Genomic DNA, 13,082 nt, shown 5'->3' with positions numbered 1-13,082 from the left:
TAAAGAGGCTCTCATTTTTATTATGTATATATGTAAAATTCTTGACAAGCAATATTAAAAAGAGTAAACTATTAACTAGTTAATTAACTGGTTTATTATTTTATAGTGAATCAAATATACTTAAGAAAAGAGGAAAGAATGAAAATCAATAAAAAATATCTAGCTGGGTCAGTAGCTACACTTGTTTTAAGTGTCTGTTCTTATGAGTTGGGACTGTATCAAGCCAGAACGGTCAAGGAAAATAATCGTGTTTCCTATATAGATGGAAAACAGGCGGCACAAAAAACGGAGAATTTGACTCCTGATGAGGTCAGCAAAAAAGAAGGCATCAATGCCGAGCAAATCGTCATCAAGATAACAGACCAAGGCTATGTCACTTCACATGGAGACCACTATCATTATTACAATGGTAAGGTTCCTTATGATGCTATCATCAGTGAAGAGTTGCTGATGAAGGATCCAAACTACCAGCTAAAGGACGAGGATATTATCAGTGAAATCAAGGGTGGTTATGTTATCAAGGTAGATGGAAAATACTATGTTTACCTTAAGGATGTAGCCCATGCCGATAATGTCCGTACGAAAGAAGAAATTAATCGACAAAAACAAGAGCATAGTCAGCAGCGTGAAGGTGGGACTCCAAGAAATGATGGTGCGGTAGCCTTGGCACGTTCACAGGGACGCTACACCACAGATGATGGTTATATCTTTAATGCTTCTGATATCATTGAAGATACTGGTGATGCTTATATCGTTCCTCATGGTGACCATTTCCATTACATTCCTAAGAATGAGTTATCAGCCAGCGAATTGGCTGCTGCAGAAGCCTTCCTATCTGGTAGAAGTGGTCAATCAAACACTGCTACTTATCGCCGTACCAATAACAACAGTACCAGCAGCGATGTAGATAGATGGATTCCATCCTATAATAATCAAGGCAGTGGCTATACGAACACGAACACATCTAACAACAGTAGCGACGATAGACAAGCAAGTCAAAGTGATGACATTGATAGTCTTTTGAAACAGCTCTACAAACTGCCTTTAAGCCAACGACACGTAGAATCTGATGGCCTTGTTTTCGACCCAGCACAGATTACAAGTCGAACAGCTAGAGGAGTTGCTGTGCCTCATGGGAACCATTACCATTTCATCCCTTATTCACAGATGTCTGAATTGGAAGAACGAATCGCTCGTATTATTCCTCTACAGTACAGTTCGAACCATAGGGTGCCGGATTCAAGACCAGAACAACCAAGTCCACAACCGACTCCGGAACCTAGTCCAAGCCCGCAACCTGCACCAACTCCTCAACCAACTCCAAGCAATCCAATTGATGAAAAATTAGTTAAACAGGTGATTCGAAAAGTTGCTGATGGCTATGTATTTGAGGAGAATGGAATCTCACGTTATATTCCTGCCAAGGAGCTTTCAGCAGAAACTGCTGCAGCCATTGATAGTAAACTAGTCAAGCAAGAAAGTTTAGATCATAAACTCGGAGCTAAGAAAACCAACCTCCCATCTGGTGATCAAGGATTTTACAATAAGGTTTATGATTTACTAGCAAGAGTTCATCAGGACTTACTTGATAATAAAGGGCGCCAAGCTGATTTTGACACTTTGGATAAACTGTTGGAACGTTTAAATGATGAAAGCAGTGATAAAGTCAAGTTGGTGGATGATATCTTGGCCTTTCTAGCACCGATTCGTCATCCAGAACGTCTAGGAAAACCAAATGCGCAAATAGCTTACACAGATGATGAGATTCAAGTGGCCAAGTTGGCAGGCAAGTACACAACAGAAGATGGCTATATCTTTGATCCTCGTGATATCACCAGTGATGAGGGGGATGCCTATGTAACTCCACATATGACCCATAGCCATTGGATTAAGAAAGATAGTTTGTCTGAAGCTGAAAGAGCAGCGGCCCAGGCTTATGCTAAAGAGAAAGGTTTGACTCCTCCTTCAACAGACCATCAGAATCCAGGAAATACGGAGGCTAAAGGAGCAGAAGCTATCTACAACCGCGTGAAAGCAGCTAAGAAGGTGCCGCTTGATCGTATGCCTTACAATCTCCAACATACCGTGGAAGTTAAAAACGGTAGTTTAATCATTCCTCATTATGATCATTACCATAACATCAAATTTGACTGGTTTGACGAAGGACTTTATGAGGCACCTAAGGGGTATAGTCTAGAAGATCTCTTTGCGACTGTCAAGTACTATGTCGAACATCCAAACGAACGTCCGCATTCAGATAGTGGTTGGGGCAATGCAAGTGACCATGTTCAAAGAAACCAAAATGGTCAAGCTGATACCAATCAAACGGAAAAACCATCAGAGGAGAAACCTCGGACAGACAAACCTGAGGAAGAAAAGCCACGCGAAGAGAAGCCTCAAAGTGAGAAACCAGAATCTCCAAAACCAACTGAGGAGCCGGAAGAAGAATCACCAGAGGAACCAGAAGAACCTCAGGTCGAGACTGAAAAGGTTGAAGCGAAGTTGAGAGAGGCTGAAGAGCTACTTGCAAAGATCCAAGACCCCATTATCAAGTCCAATGCCAAAGAAACTCTCACTGGCTTAAAAAATAACCTGCTATTTGGTGCTCAGGATAACAATACCATTATGGCTGAAGCTGAAAAGTTGTTGGCTTTATTAAAAGAGAGTAAGTAAAGGTAGTAGCATTTTCTAACTCCTAAAAACAGGATAGGAGAACTAGAAAAGTTAAAATCGAAAATGAGAACAGAATGTAAGTTCTAGTTCTCATTTTTTTCATGAAAATATGTAAAATATCTTGACATATAGTGTAAATAAAGATAAACTATTTACTAGTTAATTAAATGGTTAAATACTAGTTAAGGAGTAACAATGAAAAAAAGAACATTTCTATTATTAGTGGTATGTCTCTTGGTTCTTGTCTTAGGAGCATGTAGTCAAAAAGAAAAACAAGAAGCAAAAGGAATGAAGATTGTAACAAGTTTTTACCCAATCTATGCCATGGTCAAAGAGGTATCAGGTGACTTGAATGACGTACGGATGATTCAGTCAAGTAGTGGGATTCACTCCTTTGAACCGTCAGCAAATGACATTGCTGCTATCTATGACGCGGATGTCTTTGTCTACCATTCTCATACGCTCGAATCTTGGGCTGGAAGTCTGGATCCTAACTTGAAAAACTCAAAAGTTAAGGTTTTAGAAGCTTCTGAAGGAATGACCTTGGAGCGTGTACCAGGTTTGGAAGATGTTGAAGCTGGTGACGGCATCGATGAAAAAACACTCTACGACCCTCACACTTGGTTAGATCCAGAAAAAGCAGGTGAAGAAGCTCAGATTATCGCTGACAAACTTTCGGAGATTGATAGTGCTAATAAGGAAACGTATCAAAAGAATGCTAAAAACTTTATCGCTAAAGCCCAAGAATTGACTAAGAAGTACCAGCCTATTTTTGAAAAAGCGAGTCAAAAGACCTTTGTTACACAACACACAGCCTTTTCTTATCTCGCTAAACGCTTTGGTTTGAAACAACTTGGTATAGCAGGGATTTCCCCTGAACAAGAGCCAAGTCCGAGACAGTTGACAGAAATCCAAGAATTCGTTAAAACCTATAAGGTTAAAACCATCTTTACTGAGAGCAATGCTTCTTCTAAAGTCGCTGAGACCTTGGTCAAATCAACAGGAGTTAGCCTAAAGACACTCAATCCTTTAGAAGCAGATCCTGAAAATGACAAAACTTACTTAGAAAATCTAGAAGAAAATATGAATGTTCTTGCAGAAGAATTAAAATGAGGAGATGATGAAAATGAAGAAGAAATATATTGTAGCAGGATCGGCTCTTGTCCTTTCCCTAAGCCTTTGCATCTATGCATTGAACCAACACCAGGTAGAAGGAAACAAAGATAATAACCGTGTGTCTTATGTCGACGGGAAGCAAGATTCTCAAAAAACAGAGACCCAGACACCAGATCAAGTTAACAAAAAAGAAGATATTCAGGCTGAACAAATTGTTGTGAAAATTACCGATCAAGGTTATGTGACTTCACACGGTGATCATTTCCATTATTACAATGGTAAAGTTCCTTTTGACGCGATTTTCAGCGAAGAACTGTTGATGAAAGATGTCAATTATCAACTGAAAGACGCTGATATTGTCAATGAAATCAAAGGTGGCTACATTATCAAGGTGGATGGCAAGTATTATGTCTACCTTAAAGATGCGACTCATGCTGATAATATTCGTACGAAGGACGAAATTGAGCGCCAAAAACAAGGTCATACTCATGATGCACCAACTTCTAACAGTGCAGTGGCGCTTGCTCAATCGCAAGGACGCTATACTACCGATGATGGCTACATCTTTAATCCATCTGATATTATCGAGGATACTGGTGATGCTTATATTGTCCCTCATGGTGGACATTACCACTACATTCCAAAGAGTTCCTTGTCTGCTAGCGAATTAGCAGCTGCTCAAGCCTACCTATCTGGAACTAGAAAACAAGCGAGTGTGACGGACTATCGTCCGAGTCCAAACGCAACTAGTCAAACTAGCAATCCAAGTCAAAAGGCTGAAACACCAAGTAATCAAGCTGAGAGTCTTCAGAGTCTATTGCAACAGCTCTATGCTCTTCCAAGTAGTCAACGTTATGCTGAATCAGATGGCTTGATTTTTGACCCTGCTAAGATTTCAAGTAGAACACCGAGTGGCGTGGCGATTCCTCATGGAAATCACTATCATTTCATTCCGTATACAAAGCTTTCTGCTTTGGAAGAAAAGATTGCTCGTATGATTCCTCTTGCTAGCGACAGTGGGAAACCAGCACCTTTGGAAAAACCAAGCAAACCAGTAGAACATCCTGATCAGCAAGACCATCATCATGACCAAGACGGTGACCATGGAAGTCAGGGGACCAACCATGAAGATCATGACCACGATGGAGAGAACCATGACCATCATCATGACGAAGAACATGATCATGGTTTTGCAGCTGACCGTGTTATTAGTGAAGATGAGCAAGGGTTTGTAGTTTCTCATGGAGATCACGCTCATTATTTCTTTAAGAAGGACTTGACTGCAGCCCAAATCAAAGCTGCCCAAGATCACTTGAAAGAAAATCATCAGTCTCAGCACGTTCAACCACTTGCAAAGACTGTGGAAAGTTTCTCAAGAGATGCTAGCGATGAAGAAAAAATCAAGTATATCTCACAGACCTACGGAGTACCGCTTGAAGCGATTCGCATTTCAAATGGATTCTTTGTCTTTGGAAATCCGGATCAAGCCTATGATCCAACCCATATCCATCCCTATGCTGTTCGAAAAGAACATGTTCGTATTCCTCTCCAAACTGGGAACCCAGAACTGGATTTCCTAAATGAACTGTATACGACTGCACTACGTGATGGGGTGTCTCCTTATAGTTTGCAAGTAGAAAATGGTAGTTTTGTGATTCCTCACGGAGACCACAATCACTATATCAAAGTTCAAACTAAGGGCTATGAAGTAGCTTTGAAAAATAAGATTCCGGCCCTACAATCGACCTATCAACCTGGAGCATTTGATGAACAAACAGTTCTATCTAAGGTGGATCAACTGTTAGCAGATAGCAGAAGTCTCTACAAAGACCAGCCAATCATGCAGAGACGGGTTGAACTTGCTTTGGGGCAATTCACCGAAAATATGAAAAAACTGGCAACAAACTCAACTGCTGGATACCTAGCAGCCTTGGATCTCTTTGATAAACAGTATATCCATGTGGATCAAAGTATGGCACCGGTTGAAACTTCCCCTTTAGATAAGAAGTATCAAGCCCTTGTAGATAAGATCAATACACTGGATACAGATACTTATGGCTTGCCTAAGAAAGATCTTTTGGTACATTTGCAGGAAGCAAAACTAGCACAGGATGAGACAGAGTTGACTGCGATTGAAGCGAAACTGCAGGCCTTGCAAGATTTCCGAGATCGGACAGGGGTTACAACAGTAGAGTACATCAAGTACTTCTACGAACATGTGTCTGATGGTCGTTTGAGAGAAGAACTTCGGAACCGTGTTGCCAAGTTGACATGGGAACTTTACCAGTCACAATCTTTCCTAAAAGCAACCGACTTGAACAAGTTATTCCCAACTATTTACCAAACTAAGCTAGAAGTAGAAGAAGCTCTCAAAGAAGAACCCATATCTACAAAAGCTGGTAAGACTATTCTAGATACGGAAAAAGTAGATAGTCAAACTGCTAAGACCGCCATCTATGAATTCCTAAAAGAGCTCTACGGTGATTTTATGCCAGAAGAACGGGTTAGCCATGTTAAGAAGGAAGAAGTAGATGCTCTCCTAACTAAAGCTGCTCAACTCCTAGCACGTGTCAAAGAAGATGGTGTCAAACAATCCCTAGCTGAAGAAGCAGCTAATATCAAAGCGGCTACTGAAAAGGAAAATGCAGACCTTGACGAAGCTAAAACACAACTTGAAGATCTTTTAAATCGTATTGTAGCGACTATCCAACGAGAGAAAAAAGAAGCGGAACAAGATCCACAAACGGTGATTATCTACCAAAAACTCTATAATGTCTTGCTCTCTCTTCACAAGTATTTAGAGGATAACAAAGGATCCGATGCTGACTTTGAACGTGTTGATGCCCTATTTGATCAACTTGCAGCCAAAAGCAGTGATAAAGAAGGTCTCCTCACTCTAGCCAAAGAAATCATTAGCTTGAACCAGGAACTCCGTTCAAAAGCAAGTGAAACTGATAGCCAATCTAAGTCTGAGAAAGACAGTGAAACAGCTACTTCTAAACCAACAGAAAAGCAAGCACAAAGTGAGTCTGAGACAAGTGCTCAACCAAATGAATAAAAAGAAAGGCGAAGTAGCTGAGCTACCTCGTCTTTTTTAGTCTTTATAAGATACAATGCCAATGATGGTATCCACCGCACGCTCCATAGTTTGAAGGCTGACGTATTCAAAACGTCCATGCATGTTTTCACCACCAGCAAAGATATTTGGAGTTGGAATTCCCATAAAGGAAATCTTAGACCCATCTGTTCCACCACGAATTGGTTCTATAATTGGCGTGATACCTAAATCTTCCATAACAGCTTTAGCAATGGTAACGGGTGTCATGTCTTTCTCAATGACTTCCTTCATATTGTAGTACTGGTCAGTCAGAGTCAAGGTCACGCGATCATTCCCAAGTTCTTGATTCATCTTGTCAGCAATAGACTGCATAGCTGCTTTACGTGTTTCAAAGGCATCCTTTTCAAAATCGCGAATGATGTAGCTTGCACGCGCCTCCTCGACACTACCTGACACATCCATAAGATGATAGAAACCTTGGTAACCATCTGTTAGTTCAGGTCGGTCATTCTCAGGAAGTTGATTATGAAAATCAATTGCTAGCTGAAGGGCATTGACCATTTGACCCTTTGCAGTACCAGGGTGGACATTGCGCCCTTGGAAATGAAGCTCAGCAGCAGCTGCTGAGAAAGTCTCGTACTGAAGTTCTCCTAGCGGACCACCATCAACAGTATAGGCAAAGTCAACGTCAAAGTCTTCTGCATCAAACTTGTTAGCTCCAACGCCAATTTCTTCATCTGGACCAAAACCAACTCGAATCTCACAGTGTTTGATTTCGGGATGAGCAGTCAGATATTCAATAGCAGTCATAATCTCAGCAATCCCAGACTTGTCATCAGCACCTAGCAAGGTCGTGCCGTCAGTTGTGATAAGTGTTTGACCTAGATATTTTTCAAGGCTCTTGAAGTCAGCAGGATCTAGTTTAAAACCAGAAGTACCTAAGTCGATGACTCCACCATCATAGTTTTCGATAACTTGCGGCTTCACACCTTCAGCATTAAAATCAGCAGTATCCATGTGGGAGATGAAACCGATTTTACGGGTCAAACTTGGATCATTGGCAGGCAGTGTTCCGATAGCAAAACCATTTGGTAAGTAGTAGACGTTTTGTAGACCAACACGTTTCATTTCTGGAATAAGAACGTTGGTCGCAAAATCTACCTGGCTTTGCGTACTTGGAGTAGTAGTAGAGTGTTCGTCAGAGCGCGTATTGACCTTGACATAGGTCAAAAAACGTTCTAAAAGGTTCGGGTAATTCATAAAAACTCCTTTAACAATCATAAAATAGAATGCAAACTTCGGGAAATGCCTCATTCTGAAAATTTCACGAATTTTGAAAAAATATAATAATTCAAATTCAATAGACTTTTAAATGAAATCTTGGATATTTTAGATTAAAATATATGCATTGATATTTTATGAGATTTTTTTATTCTTTTTTCATTTTACCATAGAATAGTTTGAAAGACAAAGAAGAATCATACTCTTTTATTAATTAACATAATATAAAAATAATCATATTAATTGACACTGCGTGAACTTTATTGTACAATTATCTTGTAAATGTCCTAGATTGATATAGTAACAATATTAGTACATTCTAGTTAAGGAGAATAAAATGAACATTCGCTTCGATTTTAAGAAAGTTCAAATTATTGCGCGCCGTTTAGTTACACTGTTAGCTATTCTCTTTTTGTGTGCTCCGATAAGCCTGTTAAATGCTGATTCTACTACAGAACCTCAGACAACCCTTCATAAAACAATTACTCCGATATCGGGACAGGATGACAAGTATGAGTTGTCATTGGATATCACTTCCAAACTGGGAACGGAGACCCAAACGGATCCCTTGGATGTTGTTTTAGTAGCAGACCTCTCAGGAAGTATGCAGAATCAGGATGTCCAATCTTTTGATGGACGGACGATCAGTCGGATTGACGCATTGAAAAATACTCTAAGAGGAACAAATGGTCGTAAGGGCTTAATTGATACCATTCTATCCAATTCTAATAACCGTTTATCTATGGTAGGATTTGGTGGGAAAATTGACAATAAAAAGAATGATCAGTATTGGGATGGAAATAAATGGAGACTTTTTAGACCATACTGGCCCTATGAACGGATGACAAAATACTATGATGGCGTTTCACCATGGGATGATGCTAACACGATTTTAGGATGGAGTAACAATGCTCGTGCTGCTAAAACAGCGGTATACAACATGAGTATTGCAGGAGGTAATTCCATTGGTACTGAGTCAGGTATTGGTACCGGGACCAATATTGGGGCTGGATTAACCTTGGCCAACCAGTTAATGGGAAGTGCAAGATATAATGCTAAGAAAGTCGTTATTTTGCTTTCAGATGGCTTTGCGAATATGGTCTACGATGCCAATGGTTACACTATATATAACTACAATAACGAAGATCCTAATATCGAAACAGCTCCCCAGTGGTTTTGGGATAGATTAAATAATAATCTAAATAGTCTATCATATAGCTTGGCTCCAACACTTGATGGTTTCTATTCGATTAAATTTCGTTATTCAAACAATGTCGACAGTATTACCAGTCTGCAATATTATATGAGGCAACATAATGCCTCCATTCCAAATGAAATATTCTCTGCAAATGATGAGGACCAGTTACAAGACAGTTTCAAAGATATCACTGATAAGATTCTGCCACTGGGAGTCCACCACGTGACTATCAAGGATGTTCTTTCTAAGTATGTCCAGCTATTACCAAACGGATCGTCAGAGTTTCGTGTAGTGAAAGAAAAGGCTGGTAGTAGTGAAACATTAACCGAAAATCAAGTAACTTTTGATTCCAAGACAACGTCAGAAGGATTAGTGGAAGTTACGGCTAAATTTTCTCCGAATTATTCCTTAGAAGATGGAGCTAGATATGTCCTTAAATTTACTGTTACATCTAGTCAAGAAGCCCTGGATGCTATTGCTGGTGATAAAAAACTAGAGGCTGGTGATGCTGAAGGTTCTGATGTCAATAAACTCTACTCCAATAAAGGTGCCAGTGTCACCTATTCCTATGGAATAGGCACCTCTCAAACCAAGACCAAAGAATACTCTGACAACCCAACCTTTAAGCCTTCAGATCCATTAACGGTACCAGTGGAAGTTGAATGGCAAGGTGTGACGGGTGCGAGAACTGTTGTTACAGCTGATCAACCGAGTAATGTTGAACTGAAACTGGTTCAAAAGAACAAGAACGGAGGTTCTGACAATCAAGAATATCGAAAGATCAATGTGACTGTTGAAAAAAATAAATCTAATGAAACGAGGAACTTTGAAAAAGTTGCCAAAGGATATCAATACGATTTAATTGCACCGGACATCCCAGCCTTTACCAAAGAAATAAAAAATGTTGGTACAGAAACTAAACCATCCTTTAAGGTAATCTATAAACAATTGCCAAGTCTGACGATTAAGAAAGTGTTGGAAGCTGAAAATAACTTGAACAAGGAGTTTAGGATTAAGGTAAAACTAACCTCTCCTGATTCTACGCCATTGAATGGAACTTTTGGTGAGATAACTGTTGTGAATGGTGAAGCGGAGATCCGTGTCGAAAAACGAAAACGTTGGAAAGGTATTCTAAGCTATCTTCCTCGAGGAACCCATTACAAGGTTGAAGAAGAAGCGGCATCAACGAACGGTTACCACGTTACATATGAGAATCAAGAGGGTGATCTGAATAAAGACGAAACCAGCACTGTTACGAATCACAAGCTTCCAAGTTTATCAGTCACAAAAAAAGTTACAGGCGTATTTGCCAATCTATTAAAATCCTTCAAGATTACCATTAACATTAGGGATGCTCAGAACAGTCCATTGAATGGAACCTATAATGCAACGGTGAATAATAAAAGAATTCCTTTGCAATTTACGAACGGTCGAGCGTCTATAGATCTAAACAAAGATCAAACCATAAAAATTGATGGACTTCCACTCAATAGTCACTACACTATTGAAGAGGAATCAAACTCTTCTCGTGGATATCAGGTATCTTATGAAAATCAAGAAGGCAAACTGGATGGGGATAAGTCCGCGACAGTCACGAATAACAAGAACAGTGTACCTGAAACCGGAGTTGACTTCCTCAGCAGTACACTCATGTTAGGAATAATCCTTCCGCTAGGAGGAATCTTCTTTACAATCCTACTCGGATATCTAGTGGTACATAGGAGAAAATAATGCTACTAAAAAAGAAATATAAGAAAACGGTAACACAAGTCAATCGGGATAAGTCTCCGCCGAGTGTATGGGGAGATATCCTCTACTTAGTCAGTAAGCTTCTGATGGTTGGGTTTGTACTGGCCACCCTTTATTTTTTTGTTTTTGGACTATTGAGATATAATGACGATGGCATGAAGCCAGCCTTAAAAGATGGCGACTTGGTTGTCTACTATAGGTTGGATAAACGTTATTCGATTGGTGATCTGCTCGTATATAGTTATAAGGGTAAGGAAAGAGTGGCGCGTGTTATAGCAACCGAAGGAAGTACGATCGATATAAATGAAAATGGTCTCATCATCAATGGTTCTCCTCAACAAGAGCAGGATATCTACAAAGAAACGCTGCTCTATAAGGAAGGGGCAACCTTCCCCATGAAAGTCCCAGCAGGACAACTCTTTGTCCTCGGAGACAATCGAACAACGGCTGTAGATAGTCGTGCTTTTGGAACCATTCCTATACAGGATACCCATGGCAAGGTGGTAACAGTCCTAAGGCGACGGGGCTTTTGATGATAATTTATGAAAAAAGAAATTTAAAAATAAAAGGAATAATCATGAAAAAAACATTTTTGAAAAAATTAGTTACTGCAAGCATTGCAGCTGTAACCGCCTTGTCGGTCTTTAGAGGAGTGCCAACATTTGCGGATGAAAACTCTGATGCAACCGCAATGTCCAATGGAGAAACAAATGCACAAGTATCCATTAACAAGGTGTTGAATATTGCAGAAGGAATCACTACACCACTAGCTAACTTTACCTTTACTTTCACTCCGAAAAACGGTAACTCGAATAACGGAGTACCATATGAAACAATCAATGCTTCAAACGGTCAAATAGCAGATAAAACAATTAATTATTCTGAAAGAGATGTTTTGCAACCAAATCAAACTAGTATTAAGAAAGAAACTGGAAATATTTTTGCAAACGTGACTTACACACACGCTGGAGAATATGTCTATACTGTAGCTGAAAAACAAAATGACGGTTGGAGAGCAATTCAAAGAGGTGATGATGCAATTGACTCAATGACATATGATAATCGTAGCTATGAAATGCATGTTATTGTAAAAAATAAATCAACGAGTGGTGTCTATATCTCATCTGTGTACTTTAAACAAGAAACAACAGGGGCCACAGCTAAAGTGAAACCATCTGAAAAAGGGCCTACTTACAAATATGATTTGTTCACAAATATCTATCGTAAAAATGCTGGTAAGATAACAGATCCAAATCACCCCCATCCTAATAATCCGCACCTTGCGAAGTTTAATCCTAAAGTTGACTCATTAGTAATTAAAAAAGTTGTTTCAGGAGGAACTGCAGATAAATCGAAAGATTTCACTTTCAAGCTTACTTTCAAAAAAGCATCTACTGAAGATAGAACATCTATTGTAGGAAAAATCGGGAATGTTTCTAAAACTTTCGAATACGGAAAAGAAACAATAATTACACTACACCATGATCAATCCTTAGTATTTGATACAATCCCAGCAGGTACTCGTTATAAATTGGTTGAAACAGGATCTCAGGGCTATACAGCTTCAGCTGCTTATTGGGAAAATGGAGTATCTAAAACTCAAGCAGGCAGAATTTCAGCTGATTTGACTCAAGATAGTATTTTAGTTGGCGAAAAACGAAATGAAAACACAATCACCAATAGCGTTCAAGACGTTACCCCTACTGGTCTCTTGATTGACAACCTTCCTTTCATCTTGATGATTGGTCTTGGTTTGGCTGGATTTGTTGTTTTGTCTAAAAAACGCAGACAAGCTTAAACAAGTGGTTTGACTTATGAAAATCAAGCGTGAGAAACCAAAAAGGAGTTTGTCTAGGCGTCTGGTCCTTGCTGTAGATGCATTGATGAATCATATCTTGCTCCTCTTGGCAGCCTTAGTCTTTCTCTTTGGTTTCTACGCCCTTTGGGATGCCAATCAGGTCTATTCTCAGGTCTTCGTCTAGTGAGTATGAAGCCTATAGACCTGTT

Annotated in this window: 7 protein-coding genes and 1 pseudogene; 7 read left to right on the top strand and 1 reads right to left on the bottom strand. The window is 39.7% G+C overall.

From position 1 onward, the window contains the following. Positions 1-138: 138 nt before the first annotated feature. The 3 genes from HMPREF0849_RS00400 (at position 139) to HMPREF0849_RS00390 (ending at position 6,847) form a co-directional block, all read left to right on the top strand. Positions 139-2,673: a pneumococcal-type histidine triad protein gene (locus HMPREF0849_RS00400; RefSeq protein WP_000700280.1), complete on the top strand. Its 2,535-nt coding sequence runs from the start codon at positions 139-141 to the stop codon at positions 2,671-2,673. A 195-nt stretch (positions 2,674-2,868) separates the two neighbouring features. After that, complete coding sequence (locus HMPREF0849_RS00395; RefSeq protein WP_000747425.1) at positions 2,869-3,786, top strand: metal ABC transporter substrate-binding protein; 918 nt, start codon at positions 2,869-2,871, stop codon at positions 3,784-3,786. A gap of 13 nt (positions 3,787-3,799) precedes the next feature. Beyond that, positions 3,800-6,847, top strand: a complete 3,048-nt coding sequence (locus tag HMPREF0849_RS00390) for a pneumococcal-type histidine triad protein (RefSeq protein WP_000731439.1) — start codon at positions 3,800-3,802, stop codon at positions 6,845-6,847. A gap of 36 nt (positions 6,848-6,883) precedes the next feature. Here the strand turns inward: HMPREF0849_RS00390 and pepT are convergent, their stop codons facing one another. After that, positions 6,884-8,107 (bottom strand): peptidase T, encoded by a 1,224-nt coding sequence (pepT, locus tag HMPREF0849_RS00385; protein WP_001108894.1) that lies wholly within the window; start codon positions 8,105-8,107, stop codon positions 6,884-6,886. A gap of 358 nt (positions 8,108-8,465) precedes the next feature. Here pepT and pitA point away from each other — a divergent pair, with 358 nt between their 5' ends. From pitA to HMPREF0849_RS10465, 4 genes and pseudogenes are all read left to right on the top strand, one after another. After that, positions 8,466-11,057 (top strand): PI-2 pilus tip adhesin PitA, encoded by a 2,592-nt coding sequence (pitA, locus tag HMPREF0849_RS00380; RefSeq protein ID WP_001026091.1) that lies wholly within the window; start codon positions 8,466-8,468, stop codon positions 11,055-11,057. Further along, positions 11,057-11,608, top strand: coding sequence for a PI-2 pilus system signal peptidase SipA (sipA, locus tag HMPREF0849_RS00375; protein ID WP_000924792.1), 552 nt, complete (start codon positions 11,057-11,059; stop codon positions 11,606-11,608). The genes pitA and sipA overlap by 1 nt, the downstream gene beginning before the upstream one ends. Continuing rightward, on the top strand, positions 11,608-12,873 hold the full coding sequence (locus tag HMPREF0849_RS00370) for a DUF7601 domain-containing protein (RefSeq protein WP_033605300.1): 1,266 nt from the start codon (positions 11,608-11,610) through the stop codon (positions 12,871-12,873). Before sipA ends, HMPREF0849_RS00370 begins: the two co-directional genes overlap by 1 nt. A 16-nt stretch (positions 12,874-12,889) precedes the next feature. Next, positions 12,890-13,082: pseudogene (locus HMPREF0849_RS10465) on the top strand (SrtB family sortase); the annotation flags it as partial.

The sequence above is a fragment of the Streptococcus sp. C300 genome (assembly GCF_000187645.1).
Classification (GTDB): Bacteria; Bacillota; Bacilli; order Lactobacillales; family Streptococcaceae; genus Streptococcus; species Streptococcus oralis_CQ.
The sequence above is the reverse complement of the archived record's forward strand: the minus strand, read 5'-3'. Positions and strand labels throughout refer to the sequence as shown.